Below are 26403 nucleotides of genomic sequence, written 5' to 3' on the forward strand. Positions count from 1 at the left end.
GTTTATTATTTTTCACCGCGGATTGCGGTGATAGCCCGGGGGAGCACATGTCGAGCGTCACACTACATAATGTATCGAAGGCTTATGGTGAAACTATTATTTCCAAGAACATCAACCTTGAGATACAGGAAGGAGAATTCGTCGTTTTTGTCGGTCCGTCAGGATGTGGAAAATCGACAATATTAAGAATGATTGCGGGTCTGGAAGATGTAACTTCCGGTGATTTGTTGTTCAATAACACACGAATGAACGATGTTCCACCCGCCAAGCGTGGCGTTGGGATGGTTTTTCAGTCTTATGCACTGTATCCCCACCTGTCTGTTGCCGACAATATGTCGTTCGGTATGAAGCTGGCTGGCGCCAAAAAAAGTGATATTCAGCAACGCGTAAAACAAATCGCGGAGATGTTGCAACTCGCTCACCTGCTTGATCGCCGTCCTAAAGCCTTATCAGGTGGGCAACGTCAACGTGTTGCTATTGGCCGTACTCTGGTTGCTGAGCCCAGTGTTTTTCTGTTGGATGAACCCCTTTCTAACTTAGATGCTGCGTTGCGCGTCCAAATGCGCATTGAAATCTCACGCCTGCACAAACGATTGCAACGTACGATGATTTATGTCACCCACGATCAGGTTGAAGCGATGACGCTGGCCGACAGAATCGTGGTACTGGATGGCGGGGATGTTGCTCAGATCGGCAAACCACTTGAGCTTTACCACTATCCCGTTAATCGTTTTGTTGCCAGCTTTATTGGTTCACCCAAAATGAATTTCCTGCCGGTTAAAGTCACCGCTACCGCTATCGATCAGGTGCAAATTACTCTGCCCAATCGCCAGCAAATCTGGCTACCCGTAGAAAGTCGGGGGGTAAAAGTAGGCAGTAATGTCTCTCTGGGAATACGTCCTGAACACCTCCTGCCAAGTGACATCGCCGACGTCACGCTGGAAGGCATAGTTCAGGTTGTTGAACAACTAGGAAATGAAACCCAGGTTCACATTGAAATCCCAGCCATTCATCAGAATCTGGTTTATCGCCAGACTGATGTTGTGCTCGTGAAAGAAGGATCGACCTTCACCATCGGATTGCCACCCCACCGCTGCCATTTATTCCGGGAAGATGGAACGGCATGTCAGCGTTTGCATAAAGAACCCGGTGTTTGAGCCTGAGCCAATTAAAAAAACGACAGGAGAATAATTGATGAAATCAATGCGTATCTTACCTATCTCACTAACAGTTATGGCTGGATTACTGTCCATTCAGGCATCAGCCGTAGAATTCCATGGCTACGCCCGTTCTGGTATTGGTTGGACCGGCAGCGGCGGAGAGCAACAGTGTTTCCAAAGCACCGGTGCACAAAGCAAATATCGTTTAGGTAATGAATGTGAAACCTATGCCGAACTTAAGCTAGGTCAAGAGCTGTGGAAAGACGGCGATAAGAGCTTTTACTTCGATACCAACGTAGCCTATTCCGTGGCGCAAAAAAATGACTGGGAATCTACCGACCCTGCCTTCCGTGAAGTCAATGTCCAGGCGAAGAACGTCATCGACTGGTTACCCGGCTCAACATTGTGGGCAGGTAAACGCTTCTACCAGCGCCATGACGTGCATATGATCGATTTCTACTACTGGGATATCTCTGGTCCGGGCGCTGGCCTGCAAGATATCGACCTCGGCTTTAGCAAGCTCTCTCTGGCTGTTACCCGCAATACCGAATCTGGTGGTTCTCATGGCTGGATTGCTGGTCAGCGTGACGAAATCCCCACATCCAATGATGTCTACGATATACGTCTATCTGGCTTGGAAGTTAACCCTGGCGGTAGTCTGGAACTTGGTTTTGACTATGGGCGCGCCAATGCACGAGACCACTACCACCTTGATCGTAATGCTTCCAAAGATGGTTTCATGTTTACCGCCGAGCATACACAGAGCATGTTAGGAGGCTTTAACAAATTTGTCGTTCAGTATGCAACCGATTCCATGACCTCCTCCAACAGTGGTCATTCTGAAGGTGCCAGCGTAAACAATGACGGTTATATGTTACGTATTCTAAATCACGGAGCCATTAATCTCGCAGAAAAATGGGATCTGATGTATGTAACGATGTATCAGGATACTGACCGTGATAACAACAATGGCAACACATGGTATACGGTCGGGGTACGTCCGATGTACAAGTGGACGCAGACGATGAGTACTCTGCTAGACATTGGCTACGATAATGTAAAATCCCAGCGTACCAATGACACCAATGATCAATACAAAATCACATTAGCCCAGCAATGGCAGGCGGGTGATAGCATCTGGTCTCGTCCAGCTATCCGCCTATTCGTTACCTATGCAAAATGGGATGAAAAATGGGGTTATGCGAGCAAAAAAGACGGTTACATTCATGGCGTTGCCTATCGTGATACAGCAATGCATAAATTCAGTCGTGGTGATGATGATGAATTTACCTTTGGTGCGCAATTCGAAGCTTGGTGGTAATGCTGTTAAAGCCCTTATATTTCAGATAATTATATTTATTTAGTCACTAATTAGCGCTTTGGACTGATACGCCTTTTGCCCATGGGTATCAGTCTCTTTTTTTCAACCGGACAAAGGTAAAAAATGAAAACCAAACTGCTCTCATTTTGTCTGAGTGCTGTACTCTGTAGCATGTTTCCTCTGACAGGATATGCAATATCCGTTACAACAACTCCGGCAACGACGACACAAGATATTGCTGCTCCTTCCCTATCAACAGCGGCATTACAAAAACTAAACTGGCAACCGATTAACACTAACGATACACAAACTATTATCCTCAATGCCAAATCGCAGCATCTTAATGAGGGAGAGATTCAGGGGCCGATAGCCGCATTCGCGTTGCCAGCAAACCGAGGCTCACTGGATATTACACTGAGCAGTTTGGTACAAGATAAACAAGTTTACGCACCAAATGTTTTAGTATTTGATCAAGGGTTACGCCCCGCTGCATTTTACCCAAATAGTTATTTCCCGTATGAACGTCCTGGTGTCATGTCCACAGATCGGCTAGAAGGCACGTTAAAATTGACGCCCGCATTAGGACAACAGCAAATTTATGTACTGGTCTATACCACGCGTACCGATTTACAGAAATCCACACAAATGATTGATCCAGCTAAAGCTTACGCTCAGGGAGTCGGTAATGCCGTTCCCGCTATTCCTGATCCCGTTGCCCGCCATACGCAAACAGGTACGTTGAAGTTGAAAGTAAAATCAGAACAAAACGCTGGCAACATTACGATTGGTCAAGTCTTCTCAGGTCCGGTACAAGAACCCGTCATTGTCGGGCCAACACAAACCACCATAACGCCGTCTACTCCGCAAAAAGTCAAACCGGTCCTGAGTGATACAGAACGTTATTTCAGTGATGCAATTAAAAAAGAAATTAATAACGGTAATATTGATAAGGCACTCAATCTACTGGATGAAGCGGAACGCCTTGGATCTGCAACTGCACGAGAAACGTTTATCAATAGTGTCAAAAACAAGGGGTAAACCATATAGTCAGTGACATTAATTTATTCAATGCAAAACAAATGCTCTCCAAAGAGGGGGGCATCAGGTTTAACTCCTTTTTACACACATCCCCCGGAAATGGGGTTTTTATGTATACAAATAATTGTTATGATGAATATCTATACACAAAACACCCTTTAAAGGGGTTTTAGAGTAGAGATAATAAAATGGATAGACTCACAGCAATTAACAAATTAGATGAGTTCAGCAAAATGGGAAGAGCCATTTTCCTTTTACAGGATTTGGAAGTCATCTTTGCTGACGAGACTTCTCGGACATTGCAAAAATCTATTGATCGCCTCATCAAAGCCGGACTGTTACTTCGCATTACCAAAGGAGTTTATGTCTATACGCGAGCCAGCATGGGAAGCTATCCCCTGGAGACTATCGCCAAAAATATCCGACGAGGCGAATATAATTACATCAGCCTAGAGTCAGCTTTATCTCAATATGGGTTCATCTCACAAATCCCAATCGACCGCCTGACAATCATGTCTACTGGCAGAGCTGGAGAGTTTAAAACACCGTGGGGAGTCATTGAAGTCACCCACACCAGCAGAGAGCCTAGCGAAATTCTGAAGGCAACGTTAGAAAGCCGTGGCCCCCTGCGTATCGCAAAAAAAGAGACTGCTCTGCGTGACCAAAAAAGAGTGGGGAGGAATATGCATTTAGTTCAACTGGAGGAGCTCAACTATGTCTAACCAAGTTAACTTTAACGCCATTGTCGATGAAGTCATTGAACAGGACAGACTGGCAAACTTAAGGCCAGTTGTAGAAAAAGAACTGTTGCATTATGACATCCTGTTTTGTCTTTCTAAGGACGGTTTACTCAAGGAGATTACCTTTCAGGGTGGTACATCGCTAAGGCTCTGCTACGGCTCTAACCGATTTAGCGAAGATCTGGATTTTGCTGGTGGCCGTGGTTTCTGTTCGGCTGATTTGAGTAGAATCAAAGAATGTATCGAGAAATACCTGGGTGTACGATATGGGCTTGAGGTCACGGTAAAGGAACCAAATGAACTACGAAACAAACCGGAGTATGCAGAAGTAAAAGTGGATAAATGGCAAATATCCGTCACTACTGCGCCTGAACGTAAAGACCTGCCAAAACAGCGCATAAAAATAGAAATCGCCAATATTCCTGCGTATACAAACACCCCCCGTTCATTGACGAGAAATTATTCGGTGTTACCCGACGGATATGCTGATGTCCTTGTGTCTGTCGAAACCCTGCCTGAAATCATGGCCGATAAGCTGATAGCATTCCCTGCTACTACATCTCAAATTCGATACCGCGATATGTGGGATTTATTATGGTTAAGTCAGCAAAATACAACACCAGACATAGAACTCATTAAAAGAAAAGTATCAGATTATCAGCTTGATAACTTTGAAGAATTGCTTCAAGCCAGAATCGACTCGATTGAAATTATTGTTGCTTCTGGTCACTTTCACAACGAGATGAGACGATTTATACCCGCACCTATATACGACAGAAGTGTAGGACAAGAGGCATTTTCCACCTATTTGACGACGAGCCTAAAAGCGTTGTTAACCACTGTGAAGAAGAGCCTGTATTCTTCAGGAAACAACACCGTTCCATTCAAGTTATAACGATTACATGTATTTTATGGCTGCTCTGGCACCCTAGATTAAAATACCGCATTGCTGCCACTGAGCCGTTTGCGATGAATGCGACTTAAGGGTTTCTTCTATTTCCTCTGTTTGTTGAATCAGTATCAGCCAGTCTTCATAGAGTTGTTTCAAAACCCTGCGTGCAATAGCAGTTAATCCATTATTTACATCCTCAAGTGCTTCAGGCAGCGGAGCGTTGCGGAAAAACGATGCCATATTCTGCTGCCAATCCTCCGATTTGACTAGAGATAGATAGCAATGCGTTTTTGAACTAATAACTGTCGTACATTAGATCTGAGCTAATACAGGTAAAGCTTTAGTGATTCTTAACAGGAAATTATCTTCGTAAAGAAAGGCAATAGAATTTTTTATTGCTTGATGATCCCTTATTTTACATTCATCAATAATGAGTTGTAATTTTTTAGATAATTCAAGAATACTACCTGATTTATAAAGTTCACCATTAAAATCATTGATAATATCACTCGGGCCACATTGACAATTTGAACTTATACAATAGATACCATAAGATATTGCTTCCGCTAATACCATACCAAAACCTTCATATTTTGATGTTAAAACAACAGCTGATACTTCTTTTATATTATCCATAACAAATTCCCACGGCTGATCTTTCCAACCATGCCAAATAATATTGTTATTTATATTAAGTTGTGAAGATAATTCTTTTAAATAATCCTCATCCTCACCAGAACCTATCATATGTAATTCCCAATGACCATGTAACTGTGAAAGAGCTAAAAATAGTTCAGTTAGATTTTTTGATTTATCGGCAAGAATTCTTCCAACATATAAGAATTTAGCTACATGTTTGGGTTGAGGAATTATAAAGGAGTTCATTTTGATCGGATTGAAAATAAGATGAAGCTTCTCTCTTTTTATCCCAAAGGATAACATTTGATCTCTTAAACCAGAACTAATTACAAGGTGCTCATCGGCACAGCATAAATCTTTAATTTTCTGCTGGGTAGGATTCCTAATGGAAGTATGCAGCCAAGAGTAAGTTCTTAGCGGGAAATTAATTTTTTCACAAGAAAGCCGAGCAATATTGCAAGATGTGGTGTCTAAACTTATTATAATTCCAGGATGAAATCTTTCTAATATCAAAGACAATTCACATATAATATCCTGACGAGATCCGTAACTTCTTGACTCTAAGGAGATATACTTAGCATTAGATAACCAAGCACGATTTTCAATTCTATTTTTCTTATTTAGGGATATTAAAATAAAATTAATTCCAATGTTAGCCCGGCCAATTAAATTCATTAAATTTGAACATACTGTTTCTACCCCACCATATCCATTCAGGAAAAGATCATGGTATATTATAAATATTTTTTTCATTGTAAATCCTCTACTAAATTAACCAAAAACGTTCTTGAATTTTGGCTTTGTTAATAGAGTGATGATATTTTTTCAATGATATTGAAAGATTTGACTTATTATAAAATAGAGGTTCTAATTGAGATTTATAAAAGAGAATGTTTTGCATTTTTTCTTTTAGATTAATATCCATCAATATGGCATACTTATCAAATTTGTTATTTCTTAATAAAGCACTTTCCAAACTATCGGGATTAATAATAGGATACTCTCCTAAAACATAGGGAAAGTCTTCATAAAGTAATATTTTGAATTTACCTGAACCTTTTATATTATATACCAGATTATTTATTATAATGTGATCTACATGTCGACCTATACCTAAAGGAGCATATATATAATCAGGTTGATAATTTAACAATGTTTTATTGATGAGATCTTGGGCCATATCAGATGCATTGTCTGATTTATGTACCTGTCCACTATAAATCATGGCAGAATCTTTATATATCAGCTCACCGCATTGATCGGTTCTATAAATACAATCCAAAATTTTACCATGTATTGGAATTGCTGATAACTTATTGCAAAAGGCGATATCCTCATTAACGCGCTTTGAATAAGATTTCATAAATGAATTCATATTATCATTACGTACATCACGTGAGTAATGATAAGTAAGATATTTGTCATATTCAGTAAAAAATGTTAAAACAACCACTTTTTTATTTTCTGAAACTAATTTATGTATTAAACCGCCAGCACTTAAAGCCACATCATCTAAATGAGGTGATAGAAATAAATGTATCATTTTAAATCTCCATACAAATGCTGTTATATTTTATTTCCATGAGTACAATATAAATAGCAGCTAAATCAATGCGTATCCCATCCCTGTTTTTTATAAAATCTGAGTTGTTAATATTTGGCTTTTCTTTGGATTGAACTCTTTCATCATCGGCATAAAATTCTTTCATTATATCAAACCAGCTAGCATGGATTCTCTTTGCTGCAATTTCTATTATGTTGTCATTGTGGCCTAATATTGTCATTAAATCAGAAAAAATAGCATCGTTTGTAGAAAGCAAGGTTTCATAATTAAAATTATCAGATACGATATTATCGTCATATAAATAAATATCTTTTATTACTCCTGATATAATACTCAAGTCACTCTTTATTAACCTTTTCTCAAACTTCTTTTCTTTTTCAGTGAATTCTTGATAAGGTTTTAAGAAATTGATTTGCAAGTTGTACTCAATTTCAAGTTTTGTTATTGAGTCTTGCATAGCCGTCTTATTATCAAACAAATATTTTGCACACCATAAGTCGTGTATACAAGAAGCAAGAATATCTAAATTACCATCCTGTTCCAGGAACGAATATATTCCATAAAACAATTTAACATGTGAACTATTTAACTGAAAATTTAAGGATCTATAATCAGGATTAAATATAAATGAGGCTTGCTTTAGTCTTCTCTGAATCTCTTTGGTTAAGTATGTTGAATTTAAATTCATTTTTCCACTCAACAGTTTTTTATTATTTTCTTTATTCATGTTCCTTCTCCTATCATTTGTTCATTAACCTTATTTCCGTTGATGATATATCTAAGCGAAATAGATTTTCTGGAATAGATTCAAATAAAAATCGGTGTTCATTTTTAATATTCACTAAATCATTAACTGTATGATATTTATTATTAAAAAAACGTCCAGCCACAAGAAATCTACAATCATTATTCTTAATTGTCATAAGAGATTTTTTTAATCCTTCTTCACCTCCATAATAAATAGGGTTATTAATTTCTTGACATAAATCAGCGCCAATGACGAAAATTGCTCCCTGATAAATATGCGATTTTTCAGTAAAAAATTTAGCATCACTTAAAATAACATCCCCTTTTTCCTTAAATTGTCTTATCCTATTGAAAACTTCATCGGTTGAAATGGTAAGTTTTACCGCATTCTTGATTGATAGTTCATAATAGGATTTTCTTTTAGTCACTGCTGTGGCGATTTCTTTTAATTGTTCGTGTCCTTTATGAAATGGATTGAAAGAACCAGATAAAATTAAAGCATTTTTCCAATCTATATTTGTATCGTTAAAGTCCCCGCTTCTATCAATATGTATATAATTCAACTTACCATCAATTAAATCGATTATGTAACTTTCATGCTTGTTCGGCATATTCATATTTATCCTCATATGCTATTGTTATTAATTAAATAGGTATTGCTTCCTTATGAACTTATATAATCTTGAATTTATGTCATTGTATTATTTACCAATAGTGATTAATGACACATTTTCATTATCTTGCGAAAAAAATACCGAATTGATTTCCCTGGAGATCACTAAATTGCCTAAGTTGCCTGAACAAATCTCATTCATTATAAGTATTTCCTGCATAACTTTCCTCAGTGATTTCAAGTAAAGCAGATTTTATTTTTAAAATATCTTCCATCGTATGAGATGTATCAAGGCTAACCCGAACCGCGCCATCAGGATAAGTTCCAAATTTTTTATGGGCTAACGGCGCGCATTGCAATCCGGGACGTGTAATAATATTATATTTGTTTTCTAGTATATAAGAGATTTCTCCGGGATGATAACCTTCTACTGTAAAAAGAATTGTTGGTACCCCAACGTTATATTTACAGATTAACTTGACCTTCTTCAATTGTGATAGCTCATCTATAAGATTTGTACGCAGAGTTTGTAATTGATTTTGAATATTTTCTATCCCGATTTTTTTTAAACGTCTTATAGACGCAAGCAATGAAAGTATGCCAATCGTGTTTTGTGTTCCTGATTCATATTTGTATGGTATTCCAACTGGTTGTGTTGTTAATCTTGATAATACACCTGTCCCACCTTGAATTAATTCACTATGAGAAAATTCATTATCAAGAATGAAATATCCCCCAATACCTGACACTCCTCCTAAACTTTTATGCCCGCTAAAAACAAGGTAATCAATATTACCTTTCAATAAATCAATTAGTTGTGAACCAAAAGATTGTGAACCATCAACTAAAACCATCGTGCCATATAAATGTGCCAGTTTTCCTACCTCATCTATATTACAAAATGTGCCAATAGTATTGGAACAACTATGAACCACTAATAGTTTAGTTCTCTTATTCTTTAATAAAAATTCCAAATGTGATATATCAATTTCACCCTCTGTCACATCGATCAATTGACTACTTACCCCAATATCTTTTAAATGGTTTATGGGTCTAAGTACGGAATTATGTTCTAAATGGGTAGTAATGACATTATCACCCGGCTTAAGAGTACCTTTTATACATTCATTGAGTGAGTACGTTGCTCCTGAGTTAAAAATGGCTGTCCCAAGACCATTTAGCCTTGTTTGTTCAATTAATTCATGCCTACACTCTTCAATAAGCTCCGTAACCTTTTTAGATTGTTGCGATAAAGATCGCCCTGGAGTTACCCCAAGAGTGTCTAAATACATATTTATTATATCTTTCACCTCTTGTGACTTTGGCCATGAGGTAGAAGCTATATCTGCATATAACATCCTTCAATCTCCATATGATTATTAATATATAATTTGAATTTTTTAGCAGTCGCATCCATTTCATTTATTCCTTCATTAACTCTCCAATCGGATCTTTCTGGCACATTCAAACTATTTGCTAATACCGTTCTTATCATTCCTCTCTCAATAAAATCTGATTCACCTATCGTAAAAATATATTTATTACCACTATCTTCAACGTAGATATAGGGGCCAGCCTCACCGAACATCTTAAGTTCATCCAATGAATCTATTGTATGCATTTTAAATTGATTTTTTAATTTATTATGAAGATCAATCTCGGTCGGGAAACAACATAAGTGCGCGTGGTAACAGTATTTTTGATTTGGGTCCATGACGATACAGCCACCAGCTCGTCCATTTTCATAACAAAGAGGATTGCTTATATTGTAATATTCGCGATAAAAATCATTTATTATATTCTTAAACTGTTCCAGTTCTTTTATTGCTTCATCATCGTATATTTCTGCAAAGCACCGGTATCCCCCTAAATCAGTATCACATTTGTTGATGGCAATTATTATATAGCCCTCAATTATCTGTCCTTTAGGTACGAACGCATAGAAATATTTTCCTTGTAAAAGTATTTTATCTTTTGCAAAGGAAGATTCTGGGTGACAAAAAATACATCCCATTTTAAACTCCTTTATCGTTTGTCGATTCTACTGATAAATATATCTTCATGACGCAAATTGAAATCTTCTTCGGTATGCCAGGCAATCATCATGCTAAACTTATTTATAATATTATGTTTTCTCAGTCCATATTGTAGTTCATAATAAATAGGATTTGGCAAGATTATTCTGCATTTTCTTCTAATAGCAAGACAAGAATCAATTATAGACATAATTGTATGAGGATCTGTGTTTGACAAACCTATCACTTCCACTGTGATATCATCAAAACCTAATATCGCTAATTCTTTTCCAAGAGTTAATAACTTAATATCGCTGTAGTAAGGACACTGTTTTGAATAAGCAATCCAATTGTTATTTACTTCTCTACCAAAAAAATTGATTCTATTAATATTATCTATTTCATGAAAATCATTCAGGTCTACATCGATTTTGGTAGATCCTTCTACTAATATTTCTGTAAAGTCAAATATGTTCACTCTATTACATATGTATTTTTCGAAAATCTTTGAATAACATTTTATTTTTCTTGCATCTGAATAACAAACTGTCGCGTCTACATCATTACGATGTGTTTGTTTGGCGCTTTCTATTATCAAAGTTCGTGATTTTACACTTTCATCTATGCCAAAATCGCTAAGTATATTAATCGATACTCGTCGGTGTTTAAGACTAAATTCACACTTTCTTGTTATAACAATTGACAAGTATATATCGTCTCTTTTAGACAAAAATGCTTTTATTTCACTAGAAAGATTATATTTCTTTTCTTTCATATTTTTCCAAATGAAATAATCTAAGCTTCCTATATAACGCTTATAAAAATTATTTATTAGAATATAGTTTTCATCCGTTATATCTTCGTAGACTAGGGTTATTCCATCTCCCATGGCTTTAAAATTTCCCATTATCTTGTCTCGTTATTTTATATTCGTTTTTATTGATTCTTATTCCCAAGTTTATATTCATTATCCGAATATATGATCATAAAATATTGTATTTTATGACATGCATCATGATTTTAAAGATCCAACCGGAGCATAAACTGCAATTCGTTATCTTGAAAAATTAAATTGAAGTCTCTCCCAGCCATGCTGGGATACGGGTGAAAATAGGTGTTTAAAAGAATAATCTTTCATAAATTCCATGTGGTAGGACTTTAAATGAAATAATCACATTGATCAGTCTCCTAAATTAAATACAATGAGCTATTTCTGTATACCAAATAATATCCCTTACACAACCAAGGTGATTTTGCCGGTACCAAATTCATAGAATACTTAATCATCAGTGTATATTCCGATGAGCATGAGCGCTGCTTGAATCACTGTACGATCAGCTATCCTGTGACTATTCCCCACCCTGCTGAATGCGAAGATTCCCACGTCATTGGCTGTCGCGCTCATTCTTGGCAAGTCTGACACAAACCTCAGTGGGCAGAAACGACGAGCTCCTCTGCTTTTACTGAGGTAACGCCGTAATATTCAAAGGTCAAATATGGACTACAATACGTTTACCATCAGGAAGTTGAACATCAAGGCTTAACTCTCCACCTAAAGCTGCAACGTAGCGTTTCAATGTTGAAAGTTTAGGGTTATTACCAGGCTGTTCTATTTTAGCAATAGTTGGTTGCTTGACCCCAAGCGCAGTTGCCAACTCAGTTTGTGAAACATCAAGAGCCTCGCGGATCTGATAAAGCCCTATCTCCCGTTTCATTTCATCAACTTTTTTAGCAATCCTACGGCGGCTTTCAGGGCTGCGTTTTTCAAGCAATTCATCAAGTGTGGCCATATTTATCTCTCCAGTTCTGCTGGATACTTCTTAAACTCAACATCAGCAAATTTGGATCATATCCTTAATATAACCGTTTTTCATTCAGCTCATTTCCATTCGGTGAACGAAACTTGATTAAAACAGAGTGCCGGATAAAAAATTAGCACCTTGTCAACAACCCGAAATGCTCACAAAAAAGCAGGCATTTTAGGACACTGGCAAACCTCGCTATTCCAAACAAGGTTTGTTTTTTCATTTAGCTGGACCTGATCATAACCAAATCAAGCTCAATATTTATACATGAGAAAGCTGACACCCTCGCGCAAGACACCAATTTTTCTTGACTATAGATTTTTACCTATATAGCATTTAACCTATATTAAGTAAGGAGTAGTTATGTGGGCTATAAAACGACGGACACCTTTGATGCATGGTTCGATGCTTTGGATGATACCGACAGGGCCAATATGTTAGCTTCAATAATAGCACTTCGGGAAAGAAGGCCCTATGTTGCCTAGGCCATACGCAGATACTGTGAACGGTTCATGCCACAGCAACATGAAAGAATTACGTGTCCAAAGCAAAGGCGACCCGCTCCGAGCATTCTTTGCGTTCGACCCCAAGCGGAGAGGAATTTTACTTTGCGCCGGTAACAAAACCGGAAACGAGAAACGGTTTTATGAAACGATGATTCCGATTGCTGACCGTGAGTTCACGGCACATCTGGAAAAGTTAAAAAAGGAGTAAATACTATGGCAAGAACGCTTGATCAAATATTAGCAAATGAAAAGCCCGAAGTTGTTGCCAATGCACAAGCTGCAGCAACAGAAATGTTGCTAAACATCCATCTGGCAGAACTTCGTGAGCGGGTACAAAAGACCCAAGGTGAAATAGCTCTGGCTCTTGGTATCAAACAACCCACGGTTTCTGACATGGAGAAGCTTGGCCGCGACTTGAAACTGTCTTCCCTCAAACGTTACGTTGAGGCAACAGGTAGCAAGCTGCGTCTCGATATCGAGTTACCCGACGGTACCCACTACGGATTTTCCGTTTAACCACAAACGCTCCGGTAACCCTCGCGGATATATTCAAGATCAATGTCCGCATCGACTTTTTTACGTGCCAGATGATTGTGAAGAACAAGGTCTTCAAGTTAACTCTTTTCGGAAAGAAAAATTTGAGGAGAGATTCTTAACGTGGAGGCAAACTCCATTTGGTGAATGGAACTCGATTAACACAAAGCACCAAGTAAAAAATTGGCACGTTATCAAAAAGTTGAAATGCCCTCCCAAAAGGAGGGCATTTGATTAGCTATTGTGTTCTACGAAATTACTTTTTATCGCCACCAAAACCAGCATTTAGCAGTTCTGCCAGGTTCGCAGTTGCTTCATCAACACTCACTTGTGGTGCTTCAGAAGCTTCGTTTAACTGACGACGACGTATACGAGCCTGATGGTAAGCATAACCCGTACCCGCAGGGATCAGACGACCGACGATGACGTTTTCTTTCAAGCCACGCAGTTCATCACGTTTACCCGCAACCGCTGCTTCAGTCAGTACGCGGGTTGTTTCCTGGAACGATGCCGCAGAGATGAAGGATTCAGTTGCCAGAGACGCTTTGGTGATACCCAACAGATCACGGCCATAAGTTGCAGGGACTTTACCATCCTGTTCCAGCTTACGGTTTGCTACTTTAACGCGGGCATATTCAACCTGTTCACCTTCCAGAAATTCGGAACTACCTGCACTTTCGATGGTTGCTTTACGCAGCATCTGACGAACGATAACCTCAATGTGTTTATCGTTAATCTTAACCCCTTGCAAGCGGTAAACTTCCTGAACTTCGTTGGTGATGTAACGGGTCACCGCATGAACACCACGCAGGCGCAGAATGTCATGTGGAGACTCTGGACCATCGGAGATCACGTCACCACGTTCAACAACCTCACCCTCAAACACGTTCAACTGACGCCATTTAGGGATCATCTCTTCGTAAGCATCACCACCATCTAATGGGGAGATGACCAAACGACGTTTGCCCTTAGTTTCTTTACCGAAGGAAACGATACCACTGACCTCAGCCAGGATGGCAGGCTCTTTCGGACGACGTGCTTCGAACAAGTCAGCAACGCGTGGCAGACCACCAGTAATATCTTTCGTACCACCGGATTCCTGAGGAATACGCGCCAACGTATCACCAGCAGAAATGCTCACGCCATCGTCCAATTGAACAATTGCTTTGCCTGGCAAGAAATATTGAGCAGGCATATCAGTACCTGGGATCAATACATCGTCACCATTGGCATCAACAATTTTCAGTGCCGGACGCAGGTCTTTACCACTACCAGTACGCTCTGCACTATCCAGAACAACCAATGAAGACAAACCGGTCAGTTCATCAGTCTGACGAGTAATAGTCTGACCATCTACCATATCAGCGAAACGGATGATACCGGATACTTCACTGACAACTGGCATGGTATGTGGGTCCCAGTTAGCAACGGTTTCGCCACCGTTAACTGCTTCTCCATCACCTTTACCCAGTACCGCACCGTAAGGGACTTTATAACTTTCTTTAGTACGGCCAAATTCGTCGATCAGACACAGTTCTGTGTTACGAGAAGTAATCACCAGTTTGCCAGCTGAGTTCGTCACGGATTTAGCGTTAAACAGCTTCAGACTACCTTTGTTACGAACCTGAATGCTGGATTCTGCTGCCGCACGAGATGCCGCACCACCGATGTGGAACGTACGCATCGTCAGCTGTGTACCCGGCTCACCGATGGACTGAGCTGCAATAACACCAACAGCTTCACCTTTATTGATGATATGTCCACGGGCAAGGTCACGACCATAACAGTTTGCACAAACACCGAAGTCAGTTTCACAGCTTACAACGGAGCGTACTTTAATGCTGTCAACAGAGCTCTCTTCTAACAGATCACACCATTTTTCGTTCAGCAATGTGTTACGTGGTACGAGAATGTCAGCAGTACCTGGTTTCAGCACATCTTCTGCCGTCACACGACCCAATACACGCTCACGCAGTGGTTCTTTAACATCACCACCTTCAATAACCGGCGTCATCAGGATACCATCGTGCGTGCCACAATCGTCTTCTGTAACAACCAGATCCTGTGCAACGTCAACCAGACGGCGAGTCAAGTAACCAGAGTTCGCCGTTTTCAGTGCGGTATCCGCAAGACCTTTACGAGCACCGTGGGTTGAGATGAAGTACTGGAGTACGTTCAAACCTTCACGGAAGTTCGCGGTAATTGGGGTTTCGATGATGGAGCCATCTGGTTTAGCCATCAAGCCACGCATACCCGCCAACTGACGGATCTGAGCAGCAGAACCACGCGCACCGGAGTCAGCCATCATAAAGATGCTGTTGAAAGAGACTTGTTGTTCTTCTTCACCGTCACGGTTAATCACTGTTTCAGTGGACAGGTTTTCCATCATTGCCTTAGCAACACGCTCGTTTGCTGCGGCCCAGATATCGATAACCTTGTTATAACGTTCACCGGCTGTTACCAGACCCGACTGGAACTGTTCCTGAATTTCAGCAACTTCAGCTTCCGCTTCTGCAATGATCCCCGCTTTTTTCTCTGGGATAACCATGTCGTCGATACCAACAGATGCCCCTGAACGTGCAGCGTAGGCAAAGCCGGTATACATGATCTGGTCAGCGAAGATAACTGTTGGTTTCAGGCCCATCACACGGTAGCAAGTGTTCAGCATTCTGGAGATAGCTTTTTTACCCAGTGGTTGGTTAACCAAAGAGTAAGGCAGACCTCTCGGTACGATCATCCACAGAATTGCTCGACCAATGGTAGTATCAACCAAACCAGTGCTGGTCGTGATGTTACCTTCACCATCTCTCACTTCTTCAGTAATACGAACTTTGACGCGGGCATGCAGAGAAGCCAGACCTGCGCGGTATACGCGTTCTGCTTCTTTAGGCCCAGTCAGCACCATGCCTTCGCCTTTAGCGTTAACACAGTCACGAGTCATGTAATACAGACCCAGAACAACGTCCTGAGATGGCACGATGATTGGCTCACCACTCGCAGGAGACAGGATGTTGTTGGTCGACATCATCAATGCACGCGCTTCCAGCTGGGCTTCCAGTGTCAGCGGTACGTGAACAGCCATCTGGTCACCGTCAAAGTCAGCGTTATATGCCGCACACACCAATGGGTGCAACTGAATCGCTTTACCTTCGATGAGAACCGGTTCGAATGCCTGAATACCCAAACGGTGAAGTGTCGGTGCACGGTTCAGCAGAACCGGGTGTTCACGAATAACTTCATCCAGGATATCCCATACCACCGCCTCTTCACGCTCAACCATCTTCTTGGCTGCTTTAATGGTGGTCGCCAAACCACGCAGTTCCAGCTTGCCGTAGATGAATGGCTTGAACAGCTCCAGTGCCATCTTTTTAGGCAGACCACACTGATGCAAACGCAGGTAAGGACCTACGGTGATTACAGAACGACCGGAATAGTCAACACGTTTACCTAACAGGTTTTGACGGAAACGGCCCTGTTTACCCTTAATCATATCTGCCAGGGATTTCAGAGGACGTTTGTTAGAACCAGTAATTGCACGACCGCGACGACCGTTATCCAGCAAAGCATCGACCGCTTCCTGCAACATACGTTTTTCGTTACGAACGATGATATCTGGTGCTGCCAGATCTAGCAGGCGTTTCAAACGGTTGTTACGGTTAATAACACGACGATACAGATCGTTCAGATCCGAAGTGGCAAAACGACCACCATCCAGTGGAACCAATGGACGTAGATCCGGTGGCAGAACTGGCAGAACCGTCAGCACCATCCATTCAGGTTTGTTACCAGACTGAATAAATGCTTCCAACAGCTTAATACGTTTGGTCAGCTTTTTACGTTTAGTTTCAGAGTTAGTTTCATTTAACTCTTCACGCAACTTTTCACACTCATTTTCCAGATCGAGATTTTTCAGCAAAGACTGGATAGCTTCTGCACCCATCTTCGCATCGAATTCATCACCAAACTCTTCCAGTGCATCCAAGTATTGCTCTTCTGTCAGGATCTGACTGCGTTCCAGACTAGTCATACCGCCTTCTACAACCACATAGGATTCGAAGTACAGTACGCGCTCAATATCACGCAGTGGCATATCCAGCAACAAACCGATGCGGGATGGCAATGATTTCAGGAACCAAATGTGTGCAGTCGGAGAAGCCAGTTCGATGTGCCCCATACGTTCACGACGAACTTTAGTCTGGGTGACTTCTACGCCACACTTCTCACAAATCACACCACGGTGTTTCAGACGCTTGTATTTACCACACAAGCACTCATAGTCTTTTACCGGTCCGAAAATACGGGCACAGAAAAGGCCGTCACGCTCAGGTTTGAACGTACGGTAGTTAATAGTTTCCGGCTTTTTCACTTCACCGAATGACCATGAACGGATCATATCTGGTGAGGCCAGAGCAATTTTGATCGCATCAAACTCTTCGGTCTTAGTTTGCGCTTTCAGAAACTTCAATAAGTCTTTCACGAAATGGCTCCTGTCGGAGTTAGACCTGTCAGGAGAGCGGCCCATGCCACTCCCCCCTATAACCAGTGCAACCACTGGCTGGTAAACTGCCCGTCATATCCATTCAGGGCAGTACCAGCGGGAATACGATTTACTCGTCTTCCAGCTCGATGTTGATACCCAGAGAGCGGATCTCTTTCAACAATACGTTAAAGGATTCCGGCATACCTGGTTCCATCTGGTGGTTACCATCCACGATGTTTTTATACATCTTGGTACGGCCGTTAACATCGTCGGACTTGACGGTGAGCATTTCCTGCAAGGTGTATGCAGCACCATATGCTTCCAATGCCCACACTTCCATCTCACCGAAGCGTTGACCACCGAACTGCGCCTTACCACCCAGCGGTTGCTGAGTAACCAGACTATACGAACCGGTTGAACGAGCATGCATTTTGTCATCCACCAAGTGGTTCAGTTTCAACATATACATGTAGCCAACTGTAACCTGGCGTTCGAATTGCTCACCGGTACGACCGTCAAACAGGGTAATCTGACCAGAAGTTGGTAAGTCACCCAATTTCAGCAGTTCTTTAATTTCTTTCTCTTTCGCACCATCAAACACTGGTGTCGCAATTGGCATACCTTTTTTCAGGTTTTCAGCCAGACGAAGAACTTCTTCATCAGAGAAAGTGTTCAGATCAACTTTCTGACGGGTTTCATCACCTAGGTCATAAGCTTTCTGGATAAATTCACGCAGTTTGGCAACTTCCTGCTGCTGTTTCAGCATCGCATTGATCTTGTCACCAATACCTTTCGCAGCCATGCCTAAGTGAGTTTCCAGGATCTGGCCAATGTTCATACGTGATGGTACGCCCAGTGGGTTCAATACGATATCTACCGGAGTACCGTTTTCATCGTAAGGCATATCCTCGATCGGGTTGATCTTGGAGATAACACCCTTGTTACCATGGCGACCTGCCATCTTATCACCAGGCTGAATCTGACGTTTAACTGCCAGGTAAACTTTAACGATTTTCAGTACGCCAGGTGCGAGATCATCGCCCTGCGTGATCTTACGGCGTTTAGCATCCAGTTTTTTCTCGAACTCAGCTTTCAGTTCGTCATACTGTTCAGCCAACTGTTCCAACTGATTCTGTTTTTCTTCATCAGCCAGACCCAATTCCAACCAACGCTCACGAGGGAGTTTGTCAAGTTTCTCAGCTTCTATACCGCCAGAAATCAGGACAGAACGGATACGCGCGAACAAACCAGCTTCAAAGATTTGCAGCTCTTCTGTCAGGTCTTTCTTAGCCTGACGCAATTGCATCTCTTCAATTTCCAGAGCGCGCTTGTCTTTTTCCACACCGTCACGGGTAAATACCTGTACATCGATAACCGTACCGGATACACCATTTGGTACGCGCAGAGAAGAGTCTTTAACATCGGACGCCTTCTCACCGAAGATAGCACGTAGTAGTTTTTCTTCTGGCGTCAGTTGGGTTTCACCTTTAGGTGTCACTTTACCAACCAGAATGTCACCGCCGGTAACTTCCGCACCGATATAAACGATACCGGATTCATCCAGTTTGGAGAGCGCAGCTTCACCCACGTTAGGGATGTCAGCAGTGATCTCTTCAGGCCCTAATTTGGTATCACGAGATACACAAGCCAATTCCTGAATATGAATGGTTGTAAAGCGATCTTCCTGAACAACACGCTCAGAAACTAAGATGGAGTCCTCGAAGTTATAACCATTCCACGGCATGAACGCTACGCGCATGTTCTGACCCAGCGCCAACTCACCCAAATCAGTGGATGGGCCGTCAGCCAGCACATCACCGCGTTCTACTGGTTCACCCAGAGAAACGCATGGCATTTGGTTAATACAAGTGTTCTGGTTAGAACGGGTGTATTTAGTCAGGTTATAGATATCAATACCTGCTTCACCCGAATACATTTCATCTTCGTTTACTTTGATAACGATACGAGACGCATCAACGTACTGAACCACACCACCGCGTTTAGCTACAGAAGTTACACCTGAGTCAACGGCTACAGCCCGTTCCATACCTGTACCTACCAACGGCTTATCAGCACGCAGAGTAGGAACAGCCTGACGTTGCATATTTGCACCCATCAATGCACGGTTTGCGTCATCGTGTTCCAAGAATGGGATCAAAGAAGCACCAACGGAAACCACCTGCTGGGTAGAAACATCCATATATTCAACCTGTTCACGGTTGAATAAGCTGGATTCGCCATAGTTACGACAGGTTATTAGATCTTCAACGAAATGGCCTTCATCATCTAATACGGTGTTTGCCTGTGCGATGACGAAGTTACCTTCTTCAATCGCAGACAGATAATGAATTTCATCAGTTACAACGCCGTCACGAACTAAACGGTATGGGGTTTCAAGGAAACCATACTCGTTAGTCTGTGCATAAACAGACAACGAGTTAATCAAACCGATGTTCGGACCTTCTGGGGTTTCAATTGGACATACACGACCGTAGTGAGTCGGATGTACGTCACGTACTTCGAAGCCTGCACGCTCACGAGTCAAACCACCTGGACCCAACGCAGAGATACGGCGTTTGTGGGTGATTTCAGAAAGCGGGTTGTTTTGGTCCATAAACTGAGACAGCTGGCTGGAACCAAAGAATTCTTTTACTGCGGCTGAAATCGGCTTAGCGTTGATCATGTCCTGAGGCATCAGAGTATCCAGATCACCCAGAGACAGACGCTCTTTAACTGCGCGTTCAACACGCACCAGACCAACACGGAACTGGTTCTCTGCCATTTCACCAACGGAGCGGATACGACGGTTACCTAAGTGGTCAATATCGTCGACTTCACCTTTACCATTACGGATATCAATAAGTTTCTTCATGACATCAATGATGTCATTTTTACTCAGAATACCGGAGCCTTCAACTTCTTCCCGACTCAGTGAACGGTTGAATTTCATACGACCAACCGCAGAAAGATCATAGCGATCTTCTGAGAAGAACAAGTTTTCAAACAGATTTTCTGCCGCTTCACGCGTTGGTGGCTCACCAGGACGCATCATGCGATAAATCTCAACCAAAGCACTCAAACGATCATTGGTTGGATCAACACGAAGTGTCTCAGAAATATATGCACCGTGATCTAAATCGTTGGTGAACAGTGTTTCGATAGATTTGTGACCAGCCTGGCTCAAACGTGCCAGCAAATCCAAAGAGAGCTCCATGTTAGCAGCACAGATAATTTCACCTGTATTGGCATCAATGTAGTCTCTTGCAACAACTTTACCCGCGATATATTCAACAGGAACCTCAATGCGGTTCACGTCGTCTTTTTCTAACTGGCGGATATGACGTGCGGTAATACGACGGCCTTTTTCAACATAAACTTTGCCGTTTGCTTCAATATCAAAAGAAGCGGTTTCACCGCGCAAACGTTCTGGTACCAGAGTCATTTGCAGTCTGTTGTCACGAATTTCGAAAATCGTTTTACTGAAGAATAGATTCAAGATCTCTTCAGTGCTGTAATTCATTGCACGCAGAATAATCGTTGCCGGCAATTTACGGCGACGGTCAATACGCACAAACAGGTTATCTTTTGGATCGAATTCGAAATCTAACCAAGAACCACGGTAAGGGATAATACGTGCGTTATACAGCACTTTACCGGATGAGTGAGTTTTACCCTTATCGCTGTCAAAGAATACACCAGGACTACGATGTAACTGGGAGACAATAACCCTCTCAGTACCATTGATAACAAAAGTACCGTTGTCAGTCATGAGCGGAATTTCACCCATGTAGACTTCTTGTTCTTTGATGTCTTTGACTGTGCCTTCCGGTGCTTCACGTTCATAGATGACCAGACGCAGTTTAACGCGCAGAGGTGCAGAATAAGTGACACCACGAATCTGGCACTCTTTAACATCAAACACTGGCTCACCAAGACGGTAGCTAACGTATTGCAGCTCCGAACTGCCACTGTAACTCTGAATTGGGAATACAGAACGGAATGCCGCTTCTAAACCATTCTGGCCTTCTGGATCTTGCTCGATAAACTTCTGGAACGAGTCAAGTTGGATAGAAAGGAGATAAGGTACATCCAACACTTGTGGACGCTTACCAAAATCCTTACGAATACGTTTTTTCTCGGTATAGGAGTAAACCATAGGGTTCCTCAGCTCGCTGATCAGTGACCCACTCTGTCCGCCCTAAAGGACAGCTCTTTACGACACTGTTTTTTCGAACAGAAAATTGAATTATTTTCCGTAATACTCATTGCTATTACTCTTAAATCATTTCATTGCGCTACTTTACTACCGAGCTACCCGAGTGGATCGTAGCTGAGAACGCAGTATATTAAGTCGTCAATAGGAAAAAGTATTTGGGGGTTAATTAGCAGCCAAACAGTGGAAATGCTACTAATGCCCTACAGCGCAAAAAGGCTGGTGATTAAAAAATCACCAGCCATCAGCCTTTAAAGTCAGGCTGCTAACTCAAAACTGAACTTACTTGATCTCAACAGAAGCACCAGCTTCTTCCAGAGATTTTTTCAGTGCTTCAGCGTCATTTTTGCTGATAGCTTCTTTCAGTGTAGCGTTTGGAGCGCTTTCAACCAGGTCTTTCGCTTCTTTCAGACCCAGGCCAGTTGCGCCACGTACTGCCTTGATAACTGCAACTTTGTTAGCGCCAATAGCAGACAGAACAACATCAAACTCAGTTTTCTCTTCAACAGCTTCAGCAGCACCAGCAACTACAGCTACAGCCGCAGCAGCAGAAACGCCGAATTTGTCTTCCATTGCAGTGATCAGTTCAACGACATCCATGACGGACATTGTTGCAACTTTGTCCAGAATTTGTTCTTTAGTGATAGACATAACAAGTGTTCCTAAAATTCAGAAATAATTTATACGTTAAAAAGCAACGAAGGAAATTGGCAATTAAACTGCTTCTCTCTGCTCGCGTAACGCAGCCAATGTACGAACCAATTTGCCTGCAACGGCTTCTTTCATGGTTGACATCAGGCGTGCGATTGCTTCTTCGTAAGTTGGGAGTGTTGCCAAACGGTCAATATTGGCCGCAGGAATAAACTCTCCTTCAAAGGCTGCTGCTTTAATCTCGAATGCTGGATTCGCTTTCGCGAACTCTTTGAACAGACGAGCAGCTGCGCCCGGATGTTCATTAGAGAAAGCAATCAAGGTTGGACCAATAAACGCTTCTTTCAGGCACTCATATTCAGTACCTTCAACAGCACGGCGGATCAGTGTGTTACGAACAACACGGATATAAACGCCAGCTTCGCGACCTGCTTTACGCAGTTCAGTCATTTTACCTACAGTAACGCCACGGGAATCCGCAACAACCGCAGACAGCGCGCCTTTGGCTACTTCGCTGACTTCAGCAACAATCGCTTGTTTGTCTTGAAGATTTAGTGCCATTAGCTTCTTGCTCCTGGATTAACCGGGAAGAACCCGGAACTCACATCACTCATAACACCAAAGGTGTCTGAGCTCTAAAACACGGCGAGCAGAATCCAGAAATGAATTTCATTTGGCTCTGTCACCGTCTACGCAGGGATATTAAGTAATTACTTACACCTGCGGTCTTGGACGGGGCTTGGATTAGGCCAAGCTCCAACCGAAAATTGTTTGTTTAGCTAATAAATAATCTATCAGCCAAACATGAGGCGCCAGATTTTAGACAAATCTAACGCCAAGGTAAAGCGATAATCACATTCAGTTTAAATTAAACTGAAGCGCTCAGACCAGATTGGTCAATCGCTACACCAGCGCCCATAGTAGTGGACAGGCTAACTTTCTTAATGAAAATACCTTTAGCAGAAGATGGTTTTGCTTTTTTCAGCGCAACCAGCAGAGCTTCCAGGTTTTCTTTCAGTTTGTCAGCGTCGAAGTCAACTTTACCGATGGTGGTGTGGATAATGCCGTTTTTATCGTTACGGTAACGAACCTGACCCGCTTTAGCGTTCTGAACAGCTTCAGCAACGTTAGGTGTTACAGTACCCACTTTAGGGTTTGGCATCAGACCACGTGGGCCTAGGATTTGACCTAATTGGCCAACAACGCGCATTGCATCTGGAGATGCAATCACAACGTCAAAATCCATTTCGCCTTTTTTGACCAGCTCAGCCAGGTCTTCCATACCTACCAGTTCAGCGCCAGCCGCTTTAGCAGCTTCAGCGTTTGCACCCTGGGTAAATACAGCTACACGAACAGAACGGCCAGTACCATGAGGCAATACAGTTGCACCACGTACGTTTTGATCAGATTTACGCGCGTCGATGCCGAGGTTAACAGCAACGTCAACGCTTTCTACGAATTTAGCGGTAGCCAATTCTTTCAGAAGAGCAACGGCTTCGTTAATGTCATATTGTTTAGTTGCATCAACTTTTTCACGGATTGTGCGCATGCGCTTGGTTAGTTTAGCCATCGATTAACCCTCCACTACCAGGCCCATGGAACGAGCAGTACCTTCGATTGAACGCATCATTGCGTCAACGCTAGCACCAGTCATATCCGCAGCTTTAGTTTCAGCAATTTCACGAATCTGAGCGCTGGTCACTTTACCAACTTTATCTTTGTTCGGTTTGCCGGAACCAGATTTAACACCCGCTGCTTTTTTCAGCAGAACAGCTGCCGGTGGGGTTTTAGTAACGAAAGTGAAAGAACGATCAGAATAAACAGTGATCACAACAGGAATTGGCAGACCTTTTTCAATGCTATCAGTTTTAGCATTGAAAGCCTTACAGAATTCCATGATGTTAACACCTTGCTGACCCAAAGCAGGACCTACTGGAGGGCTTGGGTTAGCCATACCAGCTGCAACCTGCAGCTTGACATAGGCTTGTACTTTCTTAGCCATTGATAATTTCCTCTATGTGGGTAATATCGCCTATTTAAAAGGCTCCCCTGTTATTTCAGCCCCGCCTTTTCAGGCCAAGCCACTAAAAACAAAAGGCGCGAAATTATATGTTAATTTCCCGCCTATTACAAGTCAGAGAATATACGGCTAAAAATTAAGCTTTCTCTACCTGACTGAAATCCAGCTCAACCGGTGTCGCACGACCAAAGATAGAAACCGATACCTTCAGGCGGCTTTTCTCGTAGTCGACTTCTTCCACAACACCATTGAAGTCTGCAAATGGACCATCGCTGACACGAACCATTTCGCCTGGCTCGAACAATGTTTTTGGCCGTGGTTTATCACCAACCTGTTGCAAACGATTCATAATCGCATCAACTTCTTTATCACTGATTGGTGCCGGGCGGTCAGATGTGCCACCGATAAAACCCATGACGCGTGGTACGCTGCGAACAAGATGCCATGTTGCATCGTTCATGATCATTTGTACCAGCACATACCCAGGGAAGAATTTGCGCTCACTTTTGCGACGCTGGCCGCTACGAATCTCAACAACTTCCTCTGTTGGCACCATCACTTCGCCAAAAGAATCTTCCATATCATGCAATTTGATATGTTCACGTAAAGATTGTGCAACACGACCTTCAAACCCGGAAAATGCCTGTATGACATACCAACGTTTTTTTGGGGAATCTGACATTTAGAACCTCAGGCCTGTAATAAATGAAACTAAACGCACCAGGATACCGTCAAGACCCCAGAGGATCAAAGACATCAATGCAGTGACTGCCGCAACAATCAAAGTCGTGTGCAGCGCTTCCTGGCGAGTTGGCCAAATGACTTTGCGCATTTCAATGCGGGCTTCACGAGCGAAAGCCAGCGTGGTTTTACCTTTTGCAGTCCAGAGCGCAGCCGCTCCTGCAAGAGCAACCATAACAACAACTGCTATCGCGCGCAGAGGAAGACTATACTCTCGATAAAGGTAGTTACCAACGATAGCAACCGTCAATAAAGCTGCTACTAATAGCCATTTCACTACCTCAAGACTGCGCCTGCTTCCTTGAGCATCGGTATTCGCACTCATAAACCAACCTGTAACTATGATTTAATATAGATAGCCAGCTTGCCTCGCAAGAGCAAAACAAATCAGACCGAACCAAAAAATTTGAGTGATTGTATCTGACTTGGCGCCATAATTCAGTATGGCATTACATATCTGAGAGATATATAGCCAATTCGTTGCATCAGAGCCTATCTCACCAATAATTAAAAACAACCATTGATGAGATAGGTTCTTTATAAAACAACGTGCAAAAAGGGCATCTGTTGATGCCCTTTTAGAGTAATCACATCAAAAATTATGCGATAACTTTAGCAACAACACCAGCACCTACTGTACGACCGCCTTCACGGATAGCGAAGCGCAGACCCTGGTCCATTGCGATTGGTGCAATCAGGGTAACTACCATCTGAATGTTATCAC

Annotated in this window: 24 protein-coding genes and 1 pseudogene; 7 read left to right on the forward strand and 18 right to left on the reverse strand. The window is 42.1% G+C overall.

What is annotated here, in order from left to right; all coding sequences use genetic code 11:
* The first annotated feature begins 47 nt into the window (after positions 1 to 47).
* From malK to C5469_RS15745, 5 genes are all read left to right on the forward strand, one after another.
* A complete protein-coding gene (gene malK / locus C5469_RS15725) occupies positions 48 to 1157 on the forward strand; it encodes a maltose/maltodextrin ABC transporter ATP-binding protein MalK (RefSeq protein ID WP_166308579.1) in 1110 nt (369 codons plus the stop codon).
* Positions 1158 to 1194: 37 nt separating this feature from the next.
* On the forward strand, positions 1195 to 2481 hold the full coding sequence (locus C5469_RS15730) for a maltoporin (protein WP_166308581.1): 1287 nt from the start codon (positions 1195 to 1197) through the stop codon (positions 2479 to 2481).
* 123 nt (positions 2482 to 2604) lie between these two features.
* Positions 2605 to 3519 (forward strand): maltose operon protein MalM, encoded by a 915-nt coding sequence (malM, locus tag C5469_RS15735; protein WP_166308583.1) that lies wholly within the window; start codon positions 2605 to 2607, stop codon positions 3517 to 3519.
* A 188-nt stretch (positions 3520 to 3707) separates the two neighbouring features.
* On the forward strand, positions 3708 to 4241 hold the full coding sequence (abiEi, locus tag C5469_RS15740; protein WP_112896560.1) for a type IV toxin-antitoxin system AbiEi family antitoxin: 534 nt from the start codon (positions 3708 to 3710) through the stop codon (positions 4239 to 4241).
* Complete coding sequence (locus tag C5469_RS15745) at positions 4234 to 5154, forward strand: nucleotidyl transferase AbiEii/AbiGii toxin family protein (RefSeq protein ID WP_166308585.1); 921 nt, start codon at positions 4234 to 4236, stop codon at positions 5152 to 5154. Before abiEi ends, C5469_RS15745 begins: the two co-directional genes overlap by 8 nt.
* A 33-nt stretch (positions 5155 to 5187) precedes the next feature.
* Here C5469_RS15745 and C5469_RS15750 read toward each other — a convergent pair whose 3' ends face one another.
* The 9 genes from C5469_RS15750 to C5469_RS15790 all read right to left on the reverse strand — a co-directional run bounded on the left by C5469_RS15750 (position 5188) and on the right by C5469_RS15790 (position 12519).
* The gene (locus tag C5469_RS15750) at positions 5188 to 5391 is read right to left on the reverse strand and encodes a hypothetical protein (RefSeq protein WP_112896548.1); all 204 of its coding nucleotides are present in this window, start codon (positions 5389 to 5391) and stop codon (positions 5188 to 5190) included.
* A 72-nt stretch (positions 5392 to 5463) separates the two neighbouring features.
* Positions 5464 to 6543 carry a lipopolysaccharide 1,6-galactosyltransferase gene (gene waaB, locus C5469_RS15755; protein WP_166308587.1) on the reverse strand — a complete coding sequence of 360 codons (1080 nt, stop codon included), beginning with the start codon at positions 6541 to 6543 and terminating at the stop codon, positions 5464 to 5466.
* A 13-nt stretch (positions 6544 to 6556) separates the two neighbouring features.
* Entirely contained in the window at positions 6557 to 7333 is a 777-nt protein-coding gene (locus tag C5469_RS15760; RefSeq protein ID WP_166308589.1) for a PIG-L family deacetylase, read from the reverse strand.
* Between the two features lies 1 nt (position 7334).
* Positions 7335 to 8081, reverse strand: coding sequence for a hypothetical protein (locus C5469_RS15765; protein ID WP_166308591.1), 747 nt, complete (start codon positions 8079 to 8081; stop codon positions 7335 to 7337).
* Between the two features lie 13 nt (positions 8082 to 8094).
* On the reverse strand, positions 8095 to 8718 hold the full coding sequence (locus C5469_RS15770; protein WP_166308593.1) for a nucleotidyl transferase family protein: 624 nt from the start codon (positions 8716 to 8718) through the stop codon (positions 8095 to 8097).
* Between the two features lie 190 nt (positions 8719 to 8908).
* The gene (locus C5469_RS15775) at positions 8909 to 10072 is read right to left on the reverse strand and encodes an aminotransferase class V-fold PLP-dependent enzyme (protein WP_166308595.1); all 1164 of its coding nucleotides are present in this window, start codon (positions 10070 to 10072) and stop codon (positions 8909 to 8911) included.
* Complete coding sequence (locus C5469_RS15780; RefSeq protein WP_166308597.1) at positions 10054 to 10728, reverse strand: hypothetical protein; 675 nt, start codon at positions 10726 to 10728, stop codon at positions 10054 to 10056. The genes C5469_RS15775 and C5469_RS15780 overlap by 19 nt, the downstream gene beginning before the upstream one ends.
* A gap of 11 nt (positions 10729 to 10739) precedes the next feature.
* Positions 10740 to 11636 carry a hypothetical protein gene (locus C5469_RS15785; protein WP_242689492.1) on the reverse strand — a complete coding sequence of 299 codons (897 nt, stop codon included), beginning with the start codon at positions 11634 to 11636 and terminating at the stop codon, positions 10740 to 10742.
* A 583-nt stretch (positions 11637 to 12219) separates the two neighbouring features.
* Entirely contained in the window at positions 12220 to 12519 is a 300-nt protein-coding gene (locus C5469_RS15790; protein WP_023043883.1) for a helix-turn-helix domain-containing protein, read from the reverse strand.
* A gap of 378 nt (positions 12520 to 12897) precedes the next feature.
* On the opposite strand from C5469_RS15790, the pseudogene C5469_RS15795 reads away from it, so the two are divergent.
* Both C5469_RS15795 and C5469_RS15800 read left to right on the forward strand, forming a co-directional pair.
* Positions 12898 to 13248: pseudogene (locus C5469_RS15795) on the forward strand (type II toxin-antitoxin system RelE/ParE family toxin).
* A gap of 5 nt (positions 13249 to 13253) precedes the next feature.
* The gene (locus C5469_RS15800) at positions 13254 to 13556 is read left to right on the forward strand and encodes a helix-turn-helix domain-containing protein (protein WP_036779924.1); all 303 of its coding nucleotides are present in this window, start codon (positions 13254 to 13256) and stop codon (positions 13554 to 13556) included.
* A gap of 274 nt (positions 13557 to 13830) precedes the next feature.
* Here the strand turns inward: C5469_RS15800 and rpoC are convergent, their stop codons facing one another.
* From rpoC to C5469_RS15845, 9 genes are all read right to left on the reverse strand, one after another.
* Complete coding sequence (gene rpoC / locus C5469_RS15805) at positions 13831 to 18051, reverse strand: DNA-directed RNA polymerase subunit beta' (protein ID WP_166308599.1); 4221 nt, start codon at positions 18049 to 18051, stop codon at positions 13831 to 13833.
* A gap of 130 nt (positions 18052 to 18181) precedes the next feature.
* Positions 18182 to 22210: a DNA-directed RNA polymerase subunit beta gene (gene rpoB / locus C5469_RS15810; protein ID WP_166308602.1), complete on the reverse strand. Its 4029-nt coding sequence runs from the start codon at positions 22208 to 22210 to the stop codon at positions 18182 to 18184.
* 339 nt (positions 22211 to 22549) lie between these two features.
* Positions 22550 to 22918 carry a 50S ribosomal protein L7/L12 gene (gene rplL / locus C5469_RS15815; protein WP_166308604.1) on the reverse strand — a complete coding sequence of 123 codons (369 nt, stop codon included), beginning with the start codon at positions 22916 to 22918 and terminating at the stop codon, positions 22550 to 22552.
* Positions 22919 to 22981: 63 nt separating this feature from the next.
* Positions 22982 to 23479 (reverse strand): 50S ribosomal protein L10, encoded by a 498-nt coding sequence (gene rplJ / locus C5469_RS15820; protein WP_166308606.1) that lies wholly within the window; start codon positions 23477 to 23479, stop codon positions 22982 to 22984.
* 307 nt (positions 23480 to 23786) lie between these two features.
* Positions 23787 to 24488: a 50S ribosomal protein L1 gene (rplA, locus tag C5469_RS15825; RefSeq protein WP_166308609.1), complete on the reverse strand. Its 702-nt coding sequence runs from the start codon at positions 24486 to 24488 to the stop codon at positions 23787 to 23789.
* A gap of 3 nt (positions 24489 to 24491) precedes the next feature.
* Positions 24492 to 24920: a 50S ribosomal protein L11 gene (rplK, locus tag C5469_RS15830; protein WP_166308611.1), complete on the reverse strand. Its 429-nt coding sequence runs from the start codon at positions 24918 to 24920 to the stop codon at positions 24492 to 24494.
* 154 nt (positions 24921 to 25074) lie between these two features.
* Entirely contained in the window at positions 25075 to 25620 is a 546-nt protein-coding gene (gene nusG, locus C5469_RS15835; RefSeq protein WP_011144820.1) for a transcription termination/antitermination protein NusG, read from the reverse strand.
* A complete protein-coding gene (gene secE / locus C5469_RS15840) occupies positions 25621 to 26004 on the reverse strand; it encodes a preprotein translocase subunit SecE (protein WP_054478100.1) in 384 nt (127 codons plus the stop codon).
* A gap of 274 nt (positions 26005 to 26278) precedes the next feature.
* On the reverse strand, positions 26279 to 26403 hold a 125-nt coding region (locus C5469_RS15845; protein WP_479687571.1), incomplete at its 5' end, for an EF-Tu C-terminal domain-related protein.

Origin of the sequence: Photorhabdus cinerea (genome assembly GCF_011189575.1) — a bacterium.
GTDB lineage: Bacteria > Pseudomonadota > Gammaproteobacteria > Enterobacterales > Enterobacteriaceae > Photorhabdus > Photorhabdus cinerea.

Bases quoted from the DNA above. Each gene is read 5' to 3' on its own strand.
- malK (WP_166308579.1), top strand. From the start codon at position 48: ATGTCGAGCGTCACACTACATAATGTATCGAAGGCTTATGGTGAAACT.
- C5469_RS15730 (WP_166308581.1), top strand. From the start codon at position 1,195: ATGAAATCAATGCGTATCTTACCTATCTCACTAACAGTTATGGCTGGA.
- malM (WP_166308583.1), top strand. From the start codon at position 2,605: ATGAAAACCAAACTGCTCTCATTTTGTCTGAGTGCTGTACTCTGTAGC.
- abiEi (WP_112896560.1), top strand. From the start codon at position 3,708: ATGGATAGACTCACAGCAATTAACAAATTAGATGAGTTCAGCAAAATG.
- C5469_RS15745 (WP_166308585.1), top strand. From the start codon at position 4,234: ATGTCTAACCAAGTTAACTTTAACGCCATTGTCGATGAAGTCATTGAA.
- C5469_RS15750 (WP_112896548.1), bottom strand. From the start codon at position 5,391: ATGGCATCGTTTTTCCGCAACGCTCCGCTGCCTGAAGCACTTGAGGAT.
- waaB (WP_166308587.1), bottom strand. From the start codon at position 6,543: ATGAAAAAAATATTTATAATATACCATGATCTTTTCCTGAATGGATAT.
- C5469_RS15760 (WP_166308589.1), bottom strand. From the start codon at position 7,333: ATGATACATTTATTTCTATCACCTCATTTAGATGATGTGGCTTTAAGT.
- C5469_RS15765 (WP_166308591.1), bottom strand. From the start codon at position 8,081: ATGAATAAAGAAAATAATAAAAAACTGTTGAGTGGAAAAATGAATTTA.
- C5469_RS15770 (WP_166308593.1), bottom strand. From the start codon at position 8,718: ATGAATATGCCGAACAAGCATGAAAGTTACATAATCGATTTAATTGAT.
- C5469_RS15775 (WP_166308595.1), bottom strand. From the start codon at position 10,072: ATGTTATATGCAGATATAGCTTCTACCTCATGGCCAAAGTCACAAGAG.
- C5469_RS15780 (WP_166308597.1), bottom strand. From the start codon at position 10,728: ATGGGATGTATTTTTTGTCACCCAGAATCTTCCTTTGCAAAAGATAAA.
- C5469_RS15785 (WP_242689492.1), bottom strand. From the start codon at position 11,636: ATGGGAAATTTTAAAGCCATGGGAGATGGAATAACCCTAGTCTACGAA.
- C5469_RS15790 (WP_023043883.1), bottom strand. From the start codon at position 12,519: ATGGCCACACTTGATGAATTGCTTGAAAAACGCAGCCCTGAAAGCCGC.
- C5469_RS15800 (WP_036779924.1), top strand. From the start codon at position 13,254: ATGGCAAGAACGCTTGATCAAATATTAGCAAATGAAAAGCCCGAAGTT.
- rpoB (WP_166308602.1), bottom strand. From the start codon at position 22,210: ATGGTTTACTCCTATACCGAGAAAAAACGTATTCGTAAGGATTTTGGT.
- rplL (WP_166308604.1), bottom strand. From the start codon at position 22,918: ATGTCTATCACTAAAGAACAAATTCTGGACAAAGTTGCAACAATGTCC.
- rplJ (WP_166308606.1), bottom strand. From the start codon at position 23,479: ATGGCACTAAATCTTCAAGACAAACAAGCGATTGTTGCTGAAGTCAGC.
- rplA (WP_166308609.1), bottom strand. From the start codon at position 24,488: ATGGCTAAACTAACCAAGCGCATGCGCACAATCCGTGAAAAAGTTGAT.
- rplK (WP_166308611.1), bottom strand. From the start codon at position 24,920: ATGGCTAAGAAAGTACAAGCCTATGTCAAGCTGCAGGTTGCAGCTGGT.
- nusG (WP_011144820.1), bottom strand. From the start codon at position 25,620: ATGTCAGATTCCCCAAAAAAACGTTGGTATGTCATACAGGCATTTTCC.
- secE (WP_054478100.1), bottom strand. From the start codon at position 26,004: ATGAGTGCGAATACCGATGCTCAAGGAAGCAGGCGCAGTCTTGAGGTA.